General features: G+C 51.2%; 20 protein-coding genes and 1 pseudogene. 3 read left to right on the top strand and 18 right to left on the bottom strand.

Features of this window, described 5'->3' with window-relative positions:
- Positions 1-2: 2 nt before the first annotated feature.
- From lepA to P0D43_RS11160, 13 genes and pseudogenes are all read right to left on the bottom strand, one after another.
- Positions 3-1,796 carry a translation elongation factor 4 gene (gene lepA, locus P0D43_RS11100; protein ID WP_159571784.1) on the bottom strand — a complete coding sequence of 598 codons (1,794 nt, stop codon included), beginning with the start codon at positions 1,794-1,796 and terminating at the stop codon, positions 3-5.
- Between the two features lie 123 nt (positions 1,797-1,919).
- Positions 1,920-3,395: a DegQ family serine endoprotease gene (locus P0D43_RS11105; RefSeq protein WP_341237523.1), complete on the bottom strand. Its 1,476-nt coding sequence runs from the start codon at positions 3,393-3,395 to the stop codon at positions 1,920-1,922.
- Positions 3,396-3,410: 15 nt separating this feature from the next.
- A complete protein-coding gene (locus tag P0D43_RS11110; protein WP_341237522.1) occupies positions 3,411-4,391 on the bottom strand; it encodes a MucB/RseB C-terminal domain-containing protein in 981 nt (326 codons plus the stop codon).
- A 14-nt stretch (positions 4,392-4,405) separates the two neighbouring features.
- Complete coding sequence (locus tag P0D43_RS11115; RefSeq protein ID WP_159570415.1) at positions 4,406-5,056, bottom strand: sigma-E factor negative regulatory protein; 651 nt, start codon at positions 5,054-5,056, stop codon at positions 4,406-4,408.
- Between the two features lie 16 nt (positions 5,057-5,072).
- Complete coding sequence (rpoE, locus tag P0D43_RS11120) at positions 5,073-5,675, bottom strand: RNA polymerase sigma factor RpoE (protein WP_159570418.1); 603 nt, start codon at positions 5,673-5,675, stop codon at positions 5,073-5,075.
- 396 nt (positions 5,676-6,071) lie between these two features.
- A complete protein-coding gene (gene fabF / locus P0D43_RS11125) occupies positions 6,072-7,310 on the bottom strand; it encodes a beta-ketoacyl-ACP synthase II (RefSeq protein WP_159570421.1) in 1,239 nt (412 codons plus the stop codon).
- 85 nt (positions 7,311-7,395) lie between these two features.
- Entirely contained in the window at positions 7,396-7,635 is a 240-nt protein-coding gene (gene acpP / locus P0D43_RS11130; RefSeq protein WP_008249131.1) for an acyl carrier protein, read from the bottom strand.
- Positions 7,636-7,717: 82 nt separating this feature from the next.
- Positions 7,718-8,469 (bottom strand): annotated as a pseudogene (gene fabG / locus P0D43_RS11135) (3-oxoacyl-ACP reductase FabG).
- 14 nt (positions 8,470-8,483) lie between these two features.
- Positions 8,484-9,428 carry an ACP S-malonyltransferase gene (fabD, locus tag P0D43_RS11140; protein WP_394672434.1) on the bottom strand — a complete coding sequence of 315 codons (945 nt, stop codon included), beginning with the start codon at positions 9,426-9,428 and terminating at the stop codon, positions 8,484-8,486.
- A gap of 37 nt (positions 9,429-9,465) precedes the next feature.
- Positions 9,466-10,443, bottom strand: coding sequence for a beta-ketoacyl-ACP synthase III (locus P0D43_RS11145; RefSeq protein WP_159570430.1), 978 nt, complete (start codon positions 10,441-10,443; stop codon positions 9,466-9,468).
- On the bottom strand, positions 10,443-11,525 hold the full coding sequence (gene plsX, locus P0D43_RS11150) for a phosphate acyltransferase PlsX (protein ID WP_159570433.1): 1,083 nt from the start codon (positions 11,523-11,525) through the stop codon (positions 10,443-10,445). The genes P0D43_RS11145 and plsX overlap by 1 nt, the downstream gene beginning before the upstream one ends.
- A 65-nt stretch (positions 11,526-11,590) precedes the next feature.
- Entirely contained in the window at positions 11,591-11,773 is a 183-nt protein-coding gene (gene rpmF / locus P0D43_RS11155; protein WP_008249122.1) for a 50S ribosomal protein L32, read from the bottom strand.
- Between the two features lie 24 nt (positions 11,774-11,797).
- Positions 11,798-12,388 (bottom strand): YceD family protein, encoded by a 591-nt coding sequence (locus tag P0D43_RS11160; protein WP_394672435.1) that lies wholly within the window; start codon positions 12,386-12,388, stop codon positions 11,798-11,800.
- Between the two features lie 74 nt (positions 12,389-12,462).
- On the opposite strand from P0D43_RS11160, the gene P0D43_RS11165 reads away from it, so the two are divergent.
- Positions 12,463-13,044, top strand: coding sequence for a Maf family nucleotide pyrophosphatase (locus P0D43_RS11165; protein ID WP_341238182.1), 582 nt, complete (start codon positions 12,463-12,465; stop codon positions 13,042-13,044).
- 1 nt (position 13,045) lies between these two features.
- A complete protein-coding gene (locus P0D43_RS11170; protein ID WP_159570442.1) occupies positions 13,046-13,741 on the top strand; it encodes an SAM-dependent methyltransferase in 696 nt (231 codons plus the stop codon).
- A gap of 1 nt (position 13,742) precedes the next feature.
- On the opposite strand, the gene P0D43_RS11175 is transcribed toward P0D43_RS11170, so the two are convergent.
- The 4 genes from P0D43_RS11175 to P0D43_RS11190 are packed head-to-tail and all read right to left on the bottom strand — an operon-like array spanning position 13,743 to position 16,749.
- On the bottom strand, positions 13,743-14,699 hold the full coding sequence (locus P0D43_RS11175) for a S49 family peptidase (RefSeq protein ID WP_159570446.1): 957 nt from the start codon (positions 14,697-14,699) through the stop codon (positions 13,743-13,745).
- Positions 14,700-14,701: 2 nt separating this feature from the next.
- Positions 14,702-15,079: a Rieske 2Fe-2S domain-containing protein gene (locus tag P0D43_RS11180; RefSeq protein ID WP_159570449.1), complete on the bottom strand. Its 378-nt coding sequence runs from the start codon at positions 15,077-15,079 to the stop codon at positions 14,702-14,704.
- A gap of 6 nt (positions 15,080-15,085) precedes the next feature.
- Complete coding sequence (locus P0D43_RS11185; RefSeq protein ID WP_341238181.1) at positions 15,086-15,745, bottom strand: HAD-IA family hydrolase; 660 nt, start codon at positions 15,743-15,745, stop codon at positions 15,086-15,088.
- On the bottom strand, positions 15,742-16,749 hold the full coding sequence (locus P0D43_RS11190) for an RluA family pseudouridine synthase (protein WP_341238180.1): 1,008 nt from the start codon (positions 16,747-16,749) through the stop codon (positions 15,742-15,744). The genes P0D43_RS11185 and P0D43_RS11190 overlap by 4 nt, the downstream gene beginning before the upstream one ends.
- Positions 16,750-17,169: 420 nt before the next feature.
- On the opposite strand from P0D43_RS11190, the gene P0D43_RS11195 reads away from it, so the two are divergent.
- The gene (locus P0D43_RS11195; RefSeq protein WP_394672436.1) at positions 17,170-20,094 is read left to right on the top strand and encodes an Rne/Rng family ribonuclease; all 2,925 of its coding nucleotides are present in this window, start codon (positions 17,170-17,172) and stop codon (positions 20,092-20,094) included.
- 153 nt (positions 20,095-20,247) lie between these two features.
- Here the strand turns inward: P0D43_RS11195 and P0D43_RS11200 are convergent, their stop codons facing one another.
- Positions 20,248-21,324: a formate dehydrogenase subunit gamma gene (locus tag P0D43_RS11200; protein WP_159570461.1), complete on the bottom strand. Its 1,077-nt coding sequence runs from the start codon at positions 21,322-21,324 to the stop codon at positions 20,248-20,250.
- Between the last annotated feature and the right edge of the window lie 8 nt (positions 21,325-21,332).

The raw sequence follows: 21,332 nt of genomic DNA on the forward strand, positions 1-21,332 counted from the left end.
TGTTATTTGTCTTCCACTTGGAGAATGGCCAAAAACGCTTCTTGTGGAATTTCCACATTACCAACCTGCTTCATGCGCTTCTTGCCTGCTTTCTGCTTTTCCAACAGTTTTTTCTTGCGGGAAATATCGCCACCGTAACACTTGGCCAATACGTTTTTACGCAAAGCCTTTACTGTTTCACGGGCAATAATATTGGCGCCAATGGCTGCTTGAATTGCCACATCAAACATTTGGCGAGAAATGATTTCCCGCATCTTGCCTGCCACTGCACGGCCTCGATACACAGCATTGCCGCGGTGAACCATGATCGACAACGCATCCACCTTTTCACCATTGATCAGCATGTCAACTTTCACAATGTCCGCAGGCCTGTATTCCTTAAAGGAATAATCCATTGAGGCATAGCCACGCGAGGTTGATTTCAATTTGTCGAAAAAGTCGAGCACGATTTCAGCCATCGGCATCTCGAACGTAATGCGCACCTGGCGCCCGTGGTAAACCATATTGGTTTGCGTACCGCGACGGCCTGTACACAGGGTCATTACTGAGCCCACATATTCTTGAGGCATCAACAAATTCACAATCACAATCGGTTCGCGAATTTCGTCGACCTTGCTCAGGTCAGGCATCTTGGAGGGATTGTCCACCCGCAGAATGGTGCCATCACGCTGTTTGATTTCATAAACCACTGTTGGAGCAGTGGTAATCAAATCCATGTCGAACTCACGCTCAAGGCGTTCTTGCACAATGTCCATGTGCAACATGCCCAAGAAACCGCAGCGGAAACCGAACCCCAGGGCCTGCGATACTTCAGGCTCGTAATTCAAAGCGGCATCGTTCAAGCGCAATTTGTCCAACGCCTCGCGCAAGGCCTCATATTGGTTGGATTCAACAGGGAACAAGCCTGCAAACACTTGCGACTGCACCTCTTTGAAACCAGGCAAGGGTTTGTCAGCGGGCTTACCCGCCAAAGTAACCGTGTCACCAACCTTGGCACTTTCAAGTAGCTTGATGCCGGCATTGATGTAGCCTACTTCACCAGCTGAAAGCGATTCACGCGCAACCGACTTGGGGGTAAACACACCCACATCGTCGGCAATGTAGGTATCACCCGTGGCCATCAACTTGATCTTGTCTTTGCGGTTAAGCACGCCATTGATCACGCGAACCAGCATTACCACGCCCACATAATTGTCGAACCAGCTGTCGATAATCAAAGCCTGCAAAGGTGCATCGCGACTACCGCGAGCGGGTGGCACCTTGTTGACAATCAACTCAAGAACCTCATCTACACCCAAACCGGTTTTGGCTGAAATCGCAATGGCCTCTGAGGCATCAATGCCAATCACATCTTCAATTTCAGACTTCGCGTTTTCTGGATCGGCTTGTGGCAAATCAATTTTGTTCAACACGGGCAACACTTCCACGCCCAGGTCCAAGGCCGTGTAGCAGTTGGCCACAGTTTGTGCTTCCACACCCTGAGAAGCATCCACAACCAGCAATGCGCCCTCGCATGCGGACAGTGAGCGACTCACTTCGTAAGAAAAATCAACGTGCCCCGGCGTGTCAATCAAATTGAGCAAATAGGTATTGCCGTCTTTGGCTTTGTAAGTCAGTGCGGCAGTTTGCGCCTTGATGGTGATGCCACGCTCCCGCTCAATGTCCATGGAATCAAGCACTTGAGAATCCATTTCCCGATCGCTCAAGCCACCGCATTTGTGTATCAGGCGATCGGCTAGCGTAGATTTCCCGTGATCAATGTGGGCGATGATCGAAAAATTGCGTATGTGCTGCATTTGCATCATTAAAAAGGGGGCTTCTTGGCCCCCTGGAAATTTCGGTAACGTGTCATTTTACCCGATCAGGCCTTGCTTTACAGCATATTTCGCAAGGCCTGCCGAGTTGTTCGGAAGTAATGGTCAGGGTGTCAGCACCACAAAGAAAGAGTTTTCACCGCGACGCACCAACATGGGCGCCGCTTGCCCTTTTGGAATCGCCTTCACCAAATCAGCAAACTGCTTGGCAGAAGTGATATCAGTTCGGCCTATACGCAAAATTACATCCCCAGCAACGATGCCGGCAGACGCGGCCATGCCAACAGCATTGCGAACCACCACACCACCTGTCAGGTTCAGTGCAGACTTTTCCTGAGCTGTGGGATCGGTCACAGTCAAACCCAACTTGTCAGATTCGACTGGCTTGGGTTTCTCGACTGGCGCAGCTGCTGGTGACGCGGCTTCGTTCTCGAATTCTCCGACAGTAATCGACACTGATTTCTCAGCGCCCTTACGCCACAAAACCATATTAACCTTGCTGCCTGGTTTCGTTTCACCCACGATACGTGGCAAGTCCGAAGCTTTCTCGACCTTCTTGCCGTCAAATCGCAAGATAATGTCACCCGCAATCACACCTGCTTTGTCAGCCGGGCTGTCTTTGCCCACAGACCCAACCAAGGCGCCCATTGCAGAATCAAGACCCAAGGCCTTGGCCACATCTTTATCAACTTCGCCAATACCCACACCAATTCGACCACGGCTTACCTTGCCCGTGTCGCGCAGCTGCTTGGCCACACGCATGGCTTCATCAATTGGAATCGCGAAAGAAATGCCCATGAAACCGCCAGTACGGCTGTAAATCTGGGAGTTGATACCAATGACCTCACCATCCAGGTTCAGCAAGGGGCCACCGGAATTGCCCGGGTTCACCGCCACATCGGTTTGAATAAAGGGCAAATATTCGCCAGTGTCACGCCCCTTGGCGCTAACAATACCTGCCGTCACCGAGTTTTCAAGACCAAAAGGCGAACCAATTGCCACGACCCATTGACCCACCTTGGTGTTGGCGACATTTCCGATTTTCAGGAATGGAAGATTTTTACCCTCGATTTTCACCAACGCCACGTCGGTACGCTGGTCCGATCCGATCACTTTGCCCTTGAATTCACGCTTGTCCGGAAAAGTCACAATAATCGATTCAGCGCCGTCTACGACATGGTGATTCGTCAGCAGATAACCGTCTGAATCAATTACAAAGCCTGAACCGACGCCACTGGGTACTTCACGCTCAGGGGCCTGTTGCCCACCACGTGGAGCCTGGCCAGGTTGCCCGGGCATTGGCGTGCCGGGAGGCATGAATCTGCGGAAAAACTCAAAAAATGGATCATTGGGATCCATACCTGGAAAACCAGGAAACCCCTGAGGGTTTTGACTAACCTTTTGCGTGGTTCGAATATTCACCACTGCAGGACCCACTCGGTCTACCAAATCGGAAAAGTCAGGCAAGCCGCGTGAGGTGGTTTGCGCGTGGGCTGGCACTGACCAGGCAAAAAACACCGTGGCCAGCAAAAAAAAGGCCATCACTACAATATTTCGGGAATTCAACACTTCAGATCTCATTTAAAAATTTCCTTGTTATTGAGATTTCCAACGAATGGACTTCAGAAAAAGTCCCAAGGTTTTCTCGGGAACCTCACCCAGTACGGTGACCAGGTGCTCTCCCTGAGTCTCAGACTTGGACATGACGGCCCCGTGGCTCATGGGCACTTGGGGCATCGAATGACCAGCCTGAACTTTCTGAACAAATACCGACAAAGTCGACAGACCATCGGAGTAAACCGTTTGATGAATTTGATCGTCTTTGGATTTCACACGACAAACAGTGTCCGCCTTTTTAAATCCAAACGCCAGATCGGGTAAATCATAGATCAATTCAGCAGAGCTTAAGGTGCGCACCTCGGTACTACTGATTCGCCAACCAGGCCCTGCTTTGACCAAAGCCGGATTTTCAACGAGCGAAGGTTCAAAGGAAATTTCCTTGAAACCGACATTTTCAAGAATTTCTCCCTGCGGAGAATACAATTCAGATCGCATTAAAAGTTTATTCTCACGATCAACGTACAGGCGGTACTCGTAACGCAAATCGTCTTTGGGCACCAGCTTTAACACCCGAACAGCCCTGCCCGCAACGCGACGCCCCGGCAACTCACTGATCGTGTAAAACTTCTCGAGGGAATTTGAACCGTCTGCGCCTGCAAATACCCGAGGGAACGCAATCGAAGTGTGACGCCTTTCGGTAAGAATCATTTTGCGATCGGGAATGACACATTGAATTTGATCATTGTGCCGAATCCATTTGGCAGGCTGGCCATCCAGACGCTCAAGTACTTCAAATTCCCCGCCAGCTGTGGCTTGATGCAGCAATTTGCTGGTTTGAGAATGTTTACCTGATTCTGTGATCAACAAACCAGAGTAACTGAGCGACTTGGCTTGATCGTGGCTGGCCCATACCAAGTTCCAAAGGCTTTGTTCAGCCTGCGCGGAAAAAGCCACCGAGGCCAAAAATACGCCGGTTGCAACATGTTTGGCAAAGTGAAACGGGCGGTACATCTTCATGGGTTCAATGTCACTTAGCGGCTGGAAGAAACATAGTTAAATCGCACAGTGGGGTCTGTGCTGTGGGGAGAAGGCTCCCACACATTCATCCACTCACCTGCACCCGAATTATTAACGATAACCCGCTCGGTGTTGTCCAGCATTGGGCGTTCTGCGTCAACCCGGGCCATCGGAGACACAGCAGACAATCCGCCTCGAATGCTGTTTTGTTGATGGGCCATAAAATATTCTTGCCACAGCGCGAGTTCTGCGTCAGTGAAAGTATTCTCGATGGCTTGTGTTCGTACCATTTGCACCTGACTGTCCACAGGCGGAATAGCCTGATTAAGCGCAAAGCTGAAAAAACCCACAGCGGCCATCGATGCCAGCAAGCGACGCGAGCGGCTGGCTGTGAACACGCGTTGCAATGCGGTTTGGCGCTCAAGCTGAGCGGCCAGTACTGGCGCGATCACGGTCGGTTCATTTTGAATACTGGATTCGATCCGTGCAAGCAAATCCGGAGAGTGAAACGCAATCATCTCGCTCGAACGAATCAAGTCGCTCACAGCGCAATAGCCCTGCCAGGTTTGGGCCTCTTCGGCACCAATGGCATTGAGAAGGAATTTAAGCTCGACTTCATCAAGCTCGCCATCCAACATCGCGGAAATTTGTTCGTTTCTGTTCATTTGCACACTCACCGATTTACCAACGCTTGCTGCCTTTGGGTTCCAACAAAGGTTTGATTTTTGCTGCAATGGATTCTCGGGCACGGAAGATTCGTGATCGAACCGTACCAATTGGGCAATCCATTGCCGCGGCAATCTCTTCATAACTCAGGCCATCGATCTCGCGCATGACAATTGCGGACCGCAACTCTTCAGGCAACGCAGCCATGGCCTCATTGACCGCCTCTCCGATTTGCTTGGTCTGATAAAGCGATTCCGGCGTATCAATGTTACTAAGAGCAGCATTGTCTTCAAAAGTTTCACTGTCCCCGTCATTTGATTCTCTCAGGGTAGAAGGACGCCGCCCCTGCGTGACCAACAAATTCTTTGCTGTATTGATCGCGATCCGGTAGATCCAGGTATAAAAGGCACTGTCACCCCGAAAATTACCAATGGCCCTGTAGGCCTTGATAAAGGTTTCCTGAACCACATCTTCGATGTCTTCCTGATTGCGAACCATGCGGGTGAGCAAGCGCGCCACGCGCCTGTGGTACTTGTTCACCAACAAGTTGAATGCAAGCTTGTCACCGGCCTGAACCCGTTGAACGATCAATAGATCATCGTCTTTATCGGAGGACATTCATCCTCCAAAAGTAGCTGGAAAGTGACGGTTTTTCTGCGATTTCATGAGATTGAAGTCGACATGCCACAACACACAATGGCCGAAATGCAAGCGAAGACGCAGACACAAACACCACCTTGGCTTTCAGCAAGGCGGATTGTTCCATAAACAGGAATATGCCGAACGGTAAAACCCAAGCCCGGTAAAAGGAGACCATGTGGTGCTCACTGCCCGTGGATGTTGAGGCACATAGAAAAAAGCGAGGGTCGAATTTGACATGCGCATTGCAATCACTTTCGGAAGTGAATGTGAACACAAGCCGCTGAGGTTTGAGCGAAGCAGATACAACTCGGGCAGCGAATGTGAATTCATTCAACATGCTGCCCGACCGTGTGTTTGACAAGGAGCGCCCCGTTACACCCGTGCAATGGCCAAAGTACCGTTGGTACCGCCAAAGCCAAAGGAGTTAGACAAAGCCAGCTTAATATTCATTTCGCGGGCCGTGTTCGCACAGTAGTCAAGGTCACAGCCCTCACCAGCTTCAATCAGGTTGATCGTAGGCGGAGAAATCTGGTTGTGAACTGCCAGCGCCGTAAACACAGCCTCGATGCCGCCAGCAGCACCCAAAAGGTGTCCCGTCATGCTTTTCGTTGAGTTCACGACTGTTTTGTAAGCATGATCACCCAAGGCACGCTTCACTGCCATGGTTTCAGCCACATCGCCCAATGGGGTCGATGTACCGTGCGCATTCACGTAGTCCACATCGTCGGGATTCATGCCAGCGTTGCGCAAAGCGGCTTTCATACAGCGCGCTGCGCCGTCGCCGTCTGTACAGGGGGCAGTCATGTGGCTTGCGTCGGCACTCATGCCGTAACCCACAACTTCACCATAAATTTTTGCGCCACGTTTTTTGGCATGCTCGTATTCTTCAAGCACCAGTACACCAGCGCCCTCGCCCAGCACAAAACCATCCCGGTCCTTGTCCCAGGGGCGACTCGCCGCTGTGGGGTCATCGTTTCGGGTTGACAAGGCGCGCATGGCCGCAAAACCACCAATACCCAGCGGAGACACAGTTGACTCGGCCCCGCCAGCAATCATGACATCGGCATCACCGTATTCAATAATGCGTGCAGCCTCACCAATGGAGTGGGTTCCCGTGGTGCAGGCAGTCACCATGGCAATGTTCGGACCCTTCAAGCCATACATAATGGACATGTGGCCGGAAATCATGTTGATGATGCTACCCGGAACGAAGAACGGAGAAATGCGGCGATAGCCTTTGTTGATCAAATCGGAATGGGTGTCTTCAATCATTGGCAAACCGCCAATGCCTGAGCCAATGCTCACGCCAATTCGTTCAGAATTTTGTTCGGTCACTTCAAGACCGGAATCTTTGAATGCCTGAATACCAGCGGCCAAACCGTAATGGATAAACGTGTCCATGCGGGCGGCTTCCTTGCCTGGAATGTATTCGGCCACGTCGAAGCCTTTGACTTCGCCGGCGATTTTTGCAGTCAGCGCTTCTGTTTCGAACCTGCTAATGGTCGAAATGCCAGATTTGCCTTGGGTCAGGCTTGTCCAAGCCTCGCTAACAGAATTACCCACAGGGCTGATGATGCCCAAACCGGTAATAACAACACGTCTACGGCTCACAAGCCCTCCCTTGATCCAGTTTTTGCGTGAACAGGCAGGGGCCGAGGAAGACAGAGTCTCCTCTACGCCCCTTCAAATCCAGCCATTAAGACTTAGAGTTTGTCTTAACGTAATCAATCGCTTGTTGAACTGTGGTGATCTTTTCAGCTTCTTCGTCAGGAATTTCTGTTTCAAATTCTTCTTCCAAAGCCATGACCAGTTCCACTGTGTCCAAGGAATCAGCGCCCAGATCATCTACGAAAGAAGATTCGTTCTTGATTTCCTCTTCTTTTACGCCGAGTTGCTCGGCCACAATCTTTTTAACGCGCTGTTCAATGTTTTCCATTACGGAGCCTCCGTGGGTTTTTAATAAAATCGAGTGAGAATAGCAAAGCGATATGACAGATCATATTCTAAACGCTTTGCCATTAGCCCATCCACATTCCACCATTCACGTGTAATGTGGTTCCAGTTACATACCCCGCCTGATCGCTGGCCAGGTACAACACCGCCGCAGCAATGTCGCCTACCTGCCCCATACGACCCAACGGATTTGTTGTTTCAACTGATCCACCTGTGTTTCATTCAGTGCATCAGTCATGTCTGTTTGGATGAATCCGGGCGCCACACAGTTTACCGTGATATTGCGACTTCCCAGTTCACGTGCGAGCGCTTTTGTCATTCCGGCCACGCCCGCTTTGGCTGCAGCATAATTGGCCTGCCCTGCGTTTCCACTTGTACCTACCACCGAAGTGATATTAATCATGCGGCCAGTTCGTGCCTTCATCATGGGTTTCATGGCCAGCTTGGACAGCTTGAAGACCGCCGACAGATTGGTTGCGATGACTGCATCCCAATCCTCGTCCTTCATGCGCATGGAAAGCTGGTCACGCGTAATTCCGGCATTATTCACCAAAATCGACAGCTGGCCCAGTTCTTCTGCAATTCTTGCAAACAGGGGCTCAAGACTTTCAGAATCAGTCACGTTGAGCACCGCTCCAAAACCCTTCACGCCAGCGGCTTTCAAGCCTTCTGATATGTCAGCAGCGCCAGCTTCGGATGTAGCCGTACCCACCACGGTAGCACCTGCCTTGCCCAAAGTAACGGCAATTTCCCTGCCGATCCCACGGCTTGCACCTGTTACCAAAGCCACTTTTCCGGTCAAATCAAACATGGTCATTTGGTGAGTCCCTTTTATACGGCGCCAAGCGCCGCTTGAATGCTTTCCGGATCAAAAACATTGACCACGGGCACATCACTGATACGTTTAACCAAACCAGCCAACACCTTGCCTGGGCCACACTCAACAAAAAGCGTGGTGCCGGCAGCAGACATGGCTTGAATTGTTTCAACCCAACGAACCGGGCCATAAGCCTGACGAACCAGTGCGTCACGAATTCTCGCGGGATCGGATTCTACAGCCACATCAATGTTGTTGTACACAGGCAGCGCTGGGATATTGAAATTTGTATTGACCAGGGCAGCTGCCAATTTAACCGAGGCTGGCTTCATCAGGCTGGAATGAAATGGCGCAGAAACAGGCAACTCGAGCGCACGCTTGGCACCCAGAGCCTTGGCTGCCTCGCAAGCCGCCTTGACACCCTGTGCACTGCCCGCAATGACAACCTGGCTTGGCGCATTGAAGTTCACAGCCTCAGCGATTTCGCCGTTCACACTGGCTTGCTGGCAAGCCTGCTTTACCTGGTCGTCCGCCAGGCCGAGTATGGCAGCCATTCCGCCTTGCCCAACAGGAACGGCCTCTTGCATGGCCTGGGCACGAATACGAACAAGCCCCAAACCTTCGGAAAGACTGAATACACCTGCTGCAACCAGTGCAGCATATTCACCCAAAGAGTGCCCGGCAACCAGGTGGGGGGCTGCACCACCGGCTGAAAGCCAAGCGCGCAACACCAGCACATCGGCCATCAGCATGGCAGGCTGGGTATTGGTGGTTAAATTCAGCGACTCGGCGGGGCCTTGTTCAATTAACCCGGCAAGGTCTTGACCCAAGGCCTGCTCAGCCTCGAGCGCTGCATTGGCATAAAGGCTGGCTGTGGCGCTGTTGCCTTTGAATGCATTCAGCATGCCGACAGATTGCGAACCCTGCCCTGGGAACAGGAAGGCGATTTTTTTTGTCATTTTCGAGGAATTCATCTAATTTGCAATTTGCGCTATTTTACATGCGAACGAGCACACTGCCCCATGTAAAACCGCCCCCAACACCTTGTAAGAGCACGTTATCGCCTTTTTTAATCTGTTTTTGCTCAATTGCGTGGTTCAAAGCCAAGGGAACAGAGGCAGCAGAGGTGTTGCCATGCATTCCAACCGTAATCACGACCCGGTCTTCGGGTAGTTTCAGTTTTTTCGCAATGGAATGCAAAATTCGAACATTGGCCTGGTGCGGGACCAGAAAATCCAGGTCTTCCAGCTTGAAATTCAGGCTTTCAAACAATTCCAGCGCGTTGTTCCCGAGTACAGACACAGCCTGCCGGAAAACCGCCTGACCATCCATGCGCAAAAAAGGGTCTCCCACAATTTTTCCGCCATCAATGCGACCTGTGGTGTTCAAAATACAACCCAGGGTGCCATCTGAATGCAACTTGCAACCCAAAATGCCTGGCTCTTTGCTGGCTTGAACGAATACAGCACCCGCTCCGTCTCCGAACAACACACAGGTGGTGCGGTCGTGCCAGTCCATCAAGCGGCTGAACACTTCAGAGCCGATCACCAAAGCATTGCTCACCTGACCTGAACGAATCATTGAATCAGCAACAGTCAGCGCGTAAACAAAGCCACTACAAACGGCCTGAATATCAAAGGCCATGGCTTTTTTGGCGCCAATTTCAGCTTGAACCGCACAGGCGGTCGAGGGGAAAACCTGATCGGGTGTTGAAGTGGCCAACACAATCAGGTCAACTTGATCAGGCAAGACGCCAGCCGCCTTCAGGGCTTGCAAAGCGGCCTTACTGGCCATTTGACAATTGGTTTCGTCGGACTCACAAAGATACCTTTGCTTGATTCCGGTGCGCGTTTCAATCCATTCAGCACTGGTTTCAACACCTTTTTCGGCAAGAAACTCAGTTAACTCCTGGTTTGAAACCGCACGCCTTGGCAGGCTTGCGCCAGTGCCAAGGATTGCACTGTAATGAGACATTAAATTACTTGGTCTGGTTTCGCCTCGACCGGAGAAGCTGCTGCCTCTTGAGTGCTGTTGGGAGCTGGTGCGGCCAATGGCACATAATGCGACATGGTGAGCCTGATGCTATCCAGCAAATTGCCGTTGGCAGCATCGTAAGCCCGTTTGATCGCATAGAAGAAGGCATAGGCGTCTGCCGAGCCGTGGCTTTTGATCACAATCCCTTTAAGCCCAAGCAATGCTGCTCCGTTGTAGCGGCGGTGGTCCACCCTTTTTTTGAATCGAAGCAACACTGGCGCTGCGAATACTGCAGCAACTTTGGGCCACAGGCCTCTCTTGAACTCTGTCTTTATTATGTCACCCAGCATTTGCGCCAGGCCCTCAGAGGTTTTTAAGGCCACATTGCCCACAAAACCATCGCACACCACTACGTCGGTGGTGCCTTTGTAAATGTCATTGCCCTCTACGTTACCGTAAAAGTTCAGTTCGCTTGCGCGCAGCAATTCAGAGGCCTTTTTGACCACATCATTGCCCTTGATCACCTCTTCGCCAATGTTCAGCAATCCCACAGTCGGCTTTTCAATGCCTTCCGTGCCTTTTACGAAGGCTGACCCCATTACCGCGAACTGAAACAGGTGAGCAGGTTCGCAATCCACGTTGGCACCCAGATCGAGCATGAGCGTGCCTTTGCCTTTCATATTCGGCAAAGCAGATGCAATTGCAGGGCGGTCAATGCTGTCGAGGGTTTTGAGAACGAAACGAGAAATCGCCATCAGGGCGCCGGTGTTGCCAGCACTGACGAACGCAGACGCCAACCCGTCTTTTACCAGGTTGGCACACACTCGAATCGAGGAGTCTTTCTTGTTACGCAAAGCCTGCGCTGGAGGCTCGTCCATTTCCACCACTTCACTTGCGTGACGAATGGTAATTTGGGGATGCTCCAACGCCTTTTTCTTGGCCAGTGCCGCTTCAATCTCGGCTTGTTTTCCAACAAGCACAAGCTGAACATCGGGATGCTGCTTGAGAAAGCGCAAACAGGCCGGGATGGTGACCGACAAACCGTGGTCTCCACCCATGCAATCAATCGCTATGCGAACCATCCGTTCTTAGACCTTTTGGTTTTCATGGCAACATGACTGCAGTTGCCTTGTTGATTTGTAAATAATTACTCGTCAGCTTTGGTTTTTACAACTTTTTTGCCACGATACATGCCGTTGGGGCTGATGTGGTGGCGCAAGTGTGTTTCACCAGAGGAAGAATCAGCGGACAAGGTGGGCGCTGTCAGGTTCTGGTGTGAGCGGTGCATGCCACGCTTCGAAGGTGATTTTTTGTTCTGTTGAACAGCCATTTTAAAGCTCCATGTATAAAAGTGTTACTTCTTGCTACCCTTGAGCAAATCGCTCAGGTTGGCAAAAGGACGCTGTACTTCCTGTATTGGACCATCAGCAGTGTCATCCTGATGGTCGTCAGTATCTTCAAGGTCGGCACCCTCTTCTCTCCAGCTTCGCCCGGCTTCTTCAGCGCAGGCCTCGTGCTTGGGGAACATTGGGCAAGCCAACAAAATTTCATCTTCCAGCCAATCCCGCAAGTTTATCGCACCTGGGCAGGCAACAACGTCAGTTTCATCGTTCAGCGTGTCTTCGTCGTAATTGTCTGCCTGACTCTCGGAGGTCATTAGAATCAAATGACGATCAAAGTCGATGGCGTACGGCACACCTGAACCACACACTACACAAGAAAGTTCGGCATTAAACCGGCCTTTAAACCGGAGAACGCTTTCAGACTTGGCGTTGATACGCCCGGATATTTCCCAGTGCTCTACTGCGCTGACCAGAATGTTTTCATCGTCAGCCAGCCTTGGGAATTCAAACGTCACATCTTCACTGCGGATGCTTTCACCCAAACGAGAAAACGACCAAGCGTCGAATTCATCAAACTGTTTTAATGGGCCTTTGTGGCGCATGCCGATAAGAAAAGCAGGAAACGCGCGATAATACTCTGCCTAACGTAATCTGTCAAAGCCAGCACGCCATTCAAATGACCCGTTCACTCTATTTAGCCTCCAGTTCAAAGTACCGCCGCGAGCTACTGACCCGACTTCAAATCAATTTCAGATGCGAATCGCCCCAAATTGATGAATCGCCCGAATCGGGGGAGACTCCGCTGGACACCTGCAAGCGCCTTGCCAGAGAAAAGGCCATGGCTGTGGCCGCAGAGCACCCATCAGCCATTGTCATTGGCTCGGACCAGGTTGCTGACGTTGATGGCGCCGCCATTAGCAAGCCTGGCACCCACGACAGGGCGCGCGCGCAGCTACGCAGCATGAGCGGAAAAACAATTGTGTTTCACACAGCGGTGTGTGTTTACTGCCTGGAAACTTCAAAAACCGTTGAATTCACTGTACCTACCTCGGTTGAATTTCGGGATCTGAATTCCGCTGAAATTGAACGCTACCTGATTGCAGAAGAACCCTATGATTGTGCGGGTTCGGCGAAAAGCGAAGGCTTGGGCATTTCCCTGCTTAAGCGAATTGAGTCAAGTGACCCGACCGCCCTGATCGGACTTCCCTTAATTGAGGTGGCCAATGCACTTCGACAGTTTGAACTGACCCTGCCCTGACATGCTTTACTTAGTCCCAAGCCCCTTAAGCCAGAAAACCCCGAAACTTCCCCTACTGGCAGCCGACCTGCCCTTGGTGCAGCAATGCAACACCTGGCTGGTTGAAAACGCAAAACCCGCCAGGGCTGCGCTTGGGCAATTCAACATGCCTGTGGCCATTCGCGAACTTCAAATACTTGAAATTGCGCAATTGAACCCCCAGCAGCGTCAGGAAATAATTCAGCGCTGCAAGACTGGGGAGCCAATCGCGGTCATGAGTGATGCCGGTTGCCCTGGCATAGCCGACCCGGGCGCAGAAATTGTTGCTCTTGCACACCGCCTTGAATGCCCAGTGCACCCATTGGTTGGCCCCAGTTCTATTCTGTTGGCCTTAATGGGAAGTGGCTTGAATGGTCAGAATTTTCGCTTTCATGGCTACCCACCGCTAGAACCGGGACCGCGCGATGCCTGGATCAAGCAAACAGAACGGGAGTCGAAAGCGCAACAGTGCACTCAAATCGTGATTGAAACGCCATTCAGAAACGACAAGCTAATAGAAGCGCTACTCAAACAGCTTTCAGACTCGACATTGCTGTGTATTGGCTGGGACTTGACTGGCGATGATCAGCACATTCAAACCAGCACTGTGGGGCAGTGGAAAAAGCGGATACCCACTCCAGGCAAGATGCCCTGCCTGTTTTTGTGGTTATCTGCCTGAATTATTGAAAACCGAGGCTTTGGCGAGCGCCAAATTCCGGAAACACGCTGCGAACACCCTGACCAAACACCACGCCTACGCGCTGGGCAAAACGTTCGGCAAAAGAATCCTGTTCGGTGTAGTCCAGAATATCTTCGGCTTTCAACACGTCGCGGGCAACCGTGTCAATTGACCCCAGCTCATCAGCCAAGCCCAATTCGACACTTTTGGCGCCGGTCCACACCAAGCCACTGAACAGCTCCGGGTTTTGAGCCAGTTTTTCTCCACGCCCTTCTTTCACCACCCGAATGAACTGCTGATGAATTTCCTCGGCCATTTGCTTGGCGAATTCCGTTTCATATGGATCGGCTTCACTAAACGGGTCCAGAAACCCTTTGTTTTCTCCAGCGGTAATTAATCTGCGTTCAACGCCCAACTTTTCCATGGTGCCAGTGAAGCCAAAACCATTCATGACCACACCAATTGAACCGACCAGACTGGCCTTGTCCACATAAATTTTGTCTGCAGCTGCGGCCACATAATAACCACCCGAGGCGCATACCTCCTCAACCACTGCATAAAAAGGTTTTTGGGGATATTTGGCCCTCAGGCGCTTGATTTCGTCATTGATCAGGCCAGCCTGAACAGGGCTCCCCCCTGGACTGTTGATGCGAAGAATGACACCGACGGAGCCTTCGCTTTCGAAAGCGGTTCGCAGGCTGGAGTTGATTCTGTCCGCACTGGCCAGGCTATCGCTGGCGATTACGCCGTCAAGATCGACCAAAGCGGTGTGACGACTCACTTCCAGACTTGGCGTGGCAGTAAACCCCAACACGGAGGCAATCAAGATGCCTACATATGCCAAGCCGATCAACTTGAAAAAGATACCCCAACGCCTTTTTCTACGTTGTTCGACCAGCGCCTCTGAGGCAAGCTTTTCAAGAAGCTTGCGCTCCCATTGATTATTTTCTTCACTCATTTTTAGTCCTCAATGCCGTCGGCTGGCACCGTAATTAACTCGGTCGGGGTCCAGTACACTGCACCGTCTTTTTCTTCGACATTCAATCGCACCAATGGGTTACCGTCGCAAGGGCCACCCAGGCAACTTCCGTCTGTGGCGTCATAGCTGGCGCCGTGCGTGGCACAAATTACAATTCGCCCGGAATCGTCGAGAAACTCACCATAGTTCCAGTCGAGTTCAACCGGCACATGTGAGCAACGATTTAAAAAACACCGAACGGCATCATCGACCCGCACCGCAAACGCTGTGGTTTCTTCGCCGTTGTACAAAACCCTGAAGCGATAGCCATTGCCACCCTCTTCAAGATCACTGGATTGACATACTTGAATTTGCTGCATGATGAATTAGCGAGCTAAGATGGTTTGAACCAGCCATGGGGCCAGCTCGTTGATTGAGCGAAAGGATTTCAAATGAGGCACCTGGTTCAACAGTTTGGGCGGATGCGCACCAGTTTGAACAGACAATGCGTGTACACCAGCCGCCACGGCCATATTCAAGTCGTGTGTGGTGTCACCGATCATCACAACGTGGGCTGGATCAGTATTGAATTCTTCCATCAACTCCAGAATCATTTGTGGGTGCGGCTTGCTGTGGCATTCATCGGCACAGCGCGAACTCATGAAGTAACGGGCTGTGTCGGAATTCGCCATGGCCCTGTTCAAACCCTGCCTGCTTTTGCCGGTGGCCACTGTGCAGATCACACCCATGTCATTCAGTTCTTTTAACAGGGGCACGGCGCCAGTGAACAACTCCAGCTCATGATCTTTGCTCAGATAATGCTTGCGATAACTTTCAACCAACATGCCAATTTGAGACTCACTGGCGCCTGGGGCCGCATGACGCAAGGCATCGCTCAAACCCAAACCGATGACATAAGAAGCGATTTCTTCACCAGGATCGGGCAAACCTGCATCCAGACAGGCACGTTGAATGGACCGGGTAATTGCTCCGGTTGAGTCGAGTATGGTGCCATCCCAATCAAACACCACCATTTTGTAGGTCATCTGCTTTGTACTGCCTGTAACGATTTTAAAAAACTGTCCAATTCGGGGGCCAGAGGCGCTTCCAGTACTATAGTTTCATTTGTAGCTGGATGAACCAGCTGCAGGCGAGCTGCGTGCAAAAACATGCGCTTCAAGCCGTGCCTGGCCAATTGTTTGTTCATTTCAAAATTGCCGTACCGATCATCGCCAGCAATTGGAAACTTGTTGGCACTGGTGTGAACCCTTATTTGATGGGTACGGCCAGTCAAAATTTGAGCTTGAATTAATGTAAAGTTTGAATAAGGTGACTTATAGCATTGAATTACTTTGAATTTAGTGCAGGCTTTGTCGCCACTTTCATCCACAAAAACTCGTGCCTCTTTCTCGCCTGCCTGAGTTTTCAACAAAGGCAAATCCACTTGCTTTAACGCGTTGGGCCAGTGCCCCAAGACAAGCGTTTTGTAATATTTTTTCCAAGATCTGGCTCTAAGTTGTTCTTGTAACTTTCTAAGAGCACTTCGTTTTTTAGAAATAATCAAGATTCCAGAGGTTTCACGATCAATTCGATGAACCAGCTCTAAATCTTGATGCGTTTCGGCCCTAAGTGCCCGAATACATTCAATTAAACCAAACGCAGAGCCCGAGCCGCCATGAACGGCCATGCCTGATGGCTTGTTCACCACAAGCAGGTGCTCGTCTTCAAACAGCACGGGAATATCTGCTGCTGCCTTTAGTAGTTGCGTTTTATTTAAAGTGTTACTTGAGGAAATGGACTCAAGGCTTTGTTTTTCTATCACCTGAATGGGTGGAACTCGAACTATATCACCCACACATAGTTTTGTTTTTGCTTCGGCCCGTTTTCGATTGATTCGAACCTCGCCAGAGCGGATGATACGAAACAAGTGGCTTTTGGGCACGCCTTTGCAGACACTGCACAAAAAGTTGTCCAAACGCTGATCTTGATGTTTTTCGTCAATTTCGAGCAAAACAGCCCTGTCGGGATTGGGTTTTTCCTGTGTTTTCAATTCTTTGTTTTACCAATTGAGCGGGTTCAGCATATAATCGGATTATCGCTTGGGAAGCGTCCGAATTCAGTTCTGGATACGCCCCACCGTGATTTTATTTAGTGGGTGTGCCGCCTACCCTGGATGGTGGCAATGATGGCTGAAAAAGAGGCGCGCGGCTGAATGCCCGCCTTAAGCTGGAAACAAAGAATTTTACGCACCAGCGCACACAAGAAGCGCTGGGTACTAACAAAAACGACGCAGGCCCACCTTACGCAGGTGAAATTTGAACCAATATTTATTATTAAATATCAATGCCTTAGTATAATCGCCGCTCTTGGTTAAAGCCGAGCGGCGCTTTGTTGTATTCGTTTTTGAATCTCTTTGTTCCTTCCGCTTTTTCAGCATCTCTTTTCGCACTGCGGTGCCATTGGAGTGTGCATGAAGCGCATGTTATTTAACGCAACTCATTCAGAAGAGTTGCGGGTCGCAATTGTCGACGGCCAAAAACTTATCGACATTGACATTGAAACAGCCGGCCGTGAACAACGGAAGAGCAATATCTACAAAGGTGTAATTACCCGCGTAGAACCCAGTCTTGAAGCCTGTTTTGTCAATTACGGCGAAGATCGTCACGGTTTTCTGCCATTCAAGGAAATTTCCCGACAGTATTTCAAAGAAGGCGTTGAAGCTGGCAAAGCCCGGATCCAAGACGTCGTCAAAGAAGGCCAGGAACTGTTCGTTCAGGTCGAGAAGGAAGAACGTGGCAACAAGGGCGCAGCCCTGACCACCTTTATTTCTCTGGCTGGCCGCTATTTGGTGTTAATGCCCAACAATCCCCGTGGTGGTGGTGTTTCACGCCGTATCGAGGGTGAAGAGCGCCAGGAATTACGCGAGGCACTCGACAAGCTTGAATACCCCAAAGGCATGAGCATCATTGCGCGTACCGCGGGTATTGGTCGCTCGGTTGAGGAGTTGCAGTGGGACCTTAACTACCTGTTGCAACTGTGGACAGCGATCGACGGCGCGGGTAAATCAGCCAATGGCGCATTCCTGATTTACCAGGAAAGCAGCTTGGTGATTCGCGCCATTCGCGATTACTTCAGCCCCGATATTGGCGAAGTGCTCATCGATACCGATGAAATCTACGACCAGGCCAAGCAATTCATGCAGCATGTCATGCCTGACATGATGAATTTGGTGAAACGCTACCGCGACGACATTCCGCTGTTCAGCCGGTTCCAGATTGAACACCAGATTGAAACGGCCTACAGCCGCATGGTTCCCCTGCCCTCTGGCGGCGCGATTGTCATTGACCACACCGAAGCTTTGGTGTCGATCGATGTGAACTCAGCCCGCTCGACTCGCGGCACGGACATTGAAGACACCGCCTTGCGCACCAACCTGGAGGCTGCTGAAGAAGTGGCTCGCCAGCTGCGCCTTCGCGATCTGGGTGGCTTGATCGTGATCGATTTTATCGACATGGAAAAAACCGGCAACCAGAAAGAAGTTGAAAACAGGGTAAAAGACAGCCTGCATTTTGACCGTGCACGCGTGCAAATGGGCAAAATCAGCCGTTTTGGCCTGATGGAATTGAGCCGCCAGCGCATTCGCCCTGCCCTGAACGAAGGTTCCCACACCACTTGCCCGCGTTGTAACGGCACTGGCGTGATTCGCGACACAGAAAGTACAGCACTGCATGTATTGCGCATTCTGCAAGAGGAAGCCATGAAGGAAGGTACGGCCAGTGTGCACGTACAGGTTCTCGTGGACGTGGCAACATTCCTTCTGAACGAAAAACGCTCTGAAATCTACAAGCTGGAAGCGCGTTTGAAGGTGAATGTGCTCTTGATTCCAAACAAACATTTGGAAACACCGCATTACGAAATAACACGCTTGCGCCATGATGACGAGCGTCTTGAAGATCCGCGTCAGAGTTTTGAATTGGCAACTTCCAAGGAGGAGCCAAACTACTATGAGAAGAAAGTTGAAGGCGAAGCGGTTAAACGTCAGGAAGCGGTGATCAAGGGAGTAATTCCTACCCAGCCAGCACCTCCCCATCAGGAACGTAAGCCCAAAGCTGAACGGGCTGTTGCAGTTACTGCACCTGCGGGGCCTTCCTTGATTCAACGAATTATTGCTTGGTTTAAACGTGACACCACGGCTGAAGCACCTGCAGTGGTCATCGAGCAGAAGAGCAATGATCGTGGTGGCCGTGGACAAAATCGGTCTCAAGGTGATCGAAATGATCAGCGCAATGGTCGCGGTGGAAGAAATCGCCGACGTGGTGGCCGTGGTCGTGACGATGAGGCTACAGGCACAGCAACTGGCGACGAAGTGAAAGCCGCTGATGCGCAGCAAACACGCTCTGGCCAACAGAACCGTGGTGGCCGGGGCAAACCACGTGATGAGCGTGCAGCAGGCGCAGAGGTGCTGGAAGTAAAACCGTTGGCCGCTGTGGAAGCTGTGGCTGGCGATGCATCTGAATCCTCTGCCGAGCAAAATGAACGTACCGGTGGTCGCCGCCGCCGTCGTCGTGGTCGAGGTGGCCGAGGCGCAGGCGAAGGTGAAACAGCAGCAGCTGTAGACCAGGCCGCCATGCAGTCGGAAGATACTTTCCAGGCCGCTGATGCAGCAGATGACGAGGACTTGGCCAACAAGATTGCAGAAACCATGTCTTATGGCAACGATGAGGAACTGAGTGGTGATGAGCCACGTCGCCGTCGCCGCCGCCGTGGTCGTGGTGGCAACCGTGATGGGGCAGCCCGTGACAATGCTGGCACTGAGCAGTCTTCAGAAACCTCTGAACAAGTTTCTGAAGAGACAGCAGAGCAAACCATTGCAGCAACCGGCATGAATGTTTCTGAAATGGGTTTACCTGCAGAACCAACACAAATGGGCTCTACGGAGAACAATCCCGATGAGTCAGGTGTTTTGGGTGCGGAAGTACAGGCTGTTCAATCAGTAATCGCTGCAGTGGCCCAACCGGCGGAAGAAGCAAAGCCTGAGACAACGGAACAAGAGACTGTGGCCAAGGCCGAGACAGTACAAGCTCCTGTTGAAAGCCCAGCGGATACTGCACCTGTGGTCGAGCTGGAAACCAAACCAGTTGTTGAACCAACGGTAAAGCCGACAGCAAAGCCAACAGCAAAGCTGAACAAGGTTGAGCTGGAACAAATGTTGAGCAGCGCCGGTATGTTGTGGGTTGAAACGGACCATGAAAAATGGTCGCTTGTACAGTCGAATCTGGCAGTCACACCAAAGCCGGTTCGAGCACCACGCGAGCGAAAGCCGGTTGTTCAGATTGCCTCCGAGAATCTGGTTTTGGTTGAAACAAAACCTGAATTCAGAAGTGGTTCAAACTAAAGCAGTTCTCAGGTCAGCCATGACCCGAGTAAAAAACCCGATGGATGAGAGTCCATCGGGTTTTTTTATTGATACACAATGCCGGTAACCATAAAAAAAAACCCACTCATTGCTGAGTGGGTTTTTGCCATACCGTATCGAACTGATTTCCCTTTACTGGGCCATCACCTGAGAACCCATGGCTGTTGCACCCTCTTTGGAGCGCACTGGCGATATTTTGCCAGACTTGATGTCGTCGTACCAGGCATCATGATGAGCCTTGGCCCATGTTTCATCCACATAGCCGTCGCGCATGGCCTCAAGCGCACCTTCCATACCGATAGAACCGACATAAATATGCCCCATCGACATGATGATGAACAACAGCGCAGCGCTGGCGTGAATCACATGAGACTGTTGCATCAACAGACGTTCCTGGTCAAAGTTCGGGAAGTCGAGAATAAGGCCAGTTGCAGACACCACGAGGCCAAGCACCGTGACACCACCCCAGAACCAGATCTTCTCGCCCATGTTGAAGCGGCCTGCCGGTGCATGACCGAACAAACCACCACCCTTCTTGAGCCATTCAATGTCGTTTTTCTCTGGCAAATTGTCTTTCACGTACATGATGAAAAACACAATGATGCTGACCGCAAACAATGGACCCACAAAGTTGTGAATCACAATGCTCATGGAGGCGAGCCATGAATTGAGCGTTAAGCCCATCCACGGTGCCAACACATACTTGCCAAACATTAACAACAAGCCCGTAAGCGCCAAGGCAACGAAACTGAATGCCATGGTCCAGTGGGCCACACGTTCTGCCGAAGTAAAACGCTCAATCAACTTACCGGTACGTGGCTCAGGCAGCTTTACAGGACCTTTGACCAAGTGAGCACCAACAATCAACAGAAAAACCACTGCAACGGCCCAGCCGCCATAGTAGGAAATCCAGTCATTGCGCATTTGGCGCCATGTTTCACCGCTTTTGTTGATCAACACACCGGTTTCACGGCCTTTGGTGACTGTGGTGAATGAATCACCCGACGCCACGTCGGACCAAACCGGTGAGTTGTTCAGGGGCTGCGTTTGCTGCTTCTGGACTTGCGCTTGCGCGCGTTCAGATGCATCTTGCGCCATGGCCCCCATTGACCACAGTGAGCACACCGCGAAAACCAGCGCTGTGAACAAAGCCAACATCGCCTTGCTCATGCCTGGCTTTGCAGCAGCCCGAATGGTTGAATGTGTCATGATTGACT

This window comes from Limnobacter sp., from assembly GCF_043511195.1.
Lineage (GTDB): Bacteria > Pseudomonadota > Gammaproteobacteria > Burkholderiales > Burkholderiaceae_B > Limnobacter.

What these genes read in the sequence shown, in the direction of transcription:
- P0D43_RS11160 (WP_394672435.1), bottom strand. Translation starts at nt 12,388, where the DNA reads ATGCGCCACAAAGGCCCATTAAAACAGTTTGATGAATTCGACGCTTGG.
- rpoE (WP_159570418.1), bottom strand. Translation starts at nt 5,675, where the DNA reads ATGTCCTCCGATAAAGACGATGATCTATTGATCGTTCAACGGGTTCAG.
- P0D43_RS11195 (WP_394672436.1), top strand. Translation starts at nt 17,170, where the DNA reads ATGAAGCGCATGTTATTTAACGCAACTCATTCAGAAGAGTTGCGGGTC.
- lepA (WP_159571784.1), bottom strand. Translation starts at nt 1,796, where the DNA reads ATGCAGCACATACGCAATTTTTCGATCATCGCCCACATTGATCACGGG.
- P0D43_RS11180 (WP_159570449.1), bottom strand. Translation starts at nt 15,079, where the DNA reads ATGCAGCAAATTCAAGTATGTCAATCCAGTGATCTTGAAGAGGGTGGC.
- P0D43_RS11185 (WP_341238181.1), bottom strand. Translation starts at nt 15,745, where the DNA reads ATGACCTACAAAATGGTGGTGTTTGATTGGGATGGCACCATACTCGAC.
- P0D43_RS11175 (WP_159570446.1), bottom strand. Translation starts at nt 14,699, where the DNA reads ATGAGTGAAGAAAATAATCAATGGGAGCGCAAGCTTCTTGAAAAGCTT.
- rpmF (WP_008249122.1), bottom strand. Translation starts at nt 11,773, where the DNA reads ATGGCTGTTCAACAGAACAAAAAATCACCTTCGAAGCGTGGCATGCAC.
- P0D43_RS11110 (WP_341237522.1), bottom strand. Translation starts at nt 4,391, where the DNA reads ATGAAGATGTACCGCCCGTTTCACTTTGCCAAACATGTTGCAACCGGC.
- acpP (WP_008249131.1), bottom strand. Translation starts at nt 7,635, where the DNA reads ATGGAAAACATTGAACAGCGCGTTAAAAAGATTGTGGCCGAGCAACTC.
- plsX (WP_159570433.1), bottom strand. Translation starts at nt 11,525, where the DNA reads ATGGTTCGCATAGCGATTGATTGCATGGGTGGAGACCACGGTTTGTCG.
- fabD (WP_394672434.1), bottom strand. Translation starts at nt 9,428, where the DNA reads ATGACAAAAAAAATCGCCTTCCTGTTCCCAGGGCAGGGTTCGCAATCT.
- P0D43_RS11105 (WP_341237523.1), bottom strand. Translation starts at nt 3,395, where the DNA reads ATGAGATCTGAAGTGTTGAATTCCCGAAATATTGTAGTGATGGCCTTT.
- P0D43_RS11145 (WP_159570430.1), bottom strand. Translation starts at nt 10,443, where the DNA reads ATGTCTCATTACAGTGCAATCCTTGGCACTGGCGCAAGCCTGCCAAGG.
- P0D43_RS11165 (WP_341238182.1), top strand. Translation starts at nt 12,463, where the DNA reads ATGACCCGTTCACTCTATTTAGCCTCCAGTTCAAAGTACCGCCGCGAG.
- P0D43_RS11115 (WP_159570415.1), bottom strand. Translation starts at nt 5,056, where the DNA reads ATGAACAGAAACGAACAAATTTCCGCGATGTTGGATGGCGAGCTTGAT.
- P0D43_RS11200 (WP_159570461.1), bottom strand. Translation starts at nt 21,324, where the DNA reads ATGACACATTCAACCATTCGGGCTGCTGCAAAGCCAGGCATGAGCAAG.
- P0D43_RS11170 (WP_159570442.1), top strand. Translation starts at nt 13,046, where the DNA reads ATGCTTTACTTAGTCCCAAGCCCCTTAAGCCAGAAAACCCCGAAACTT.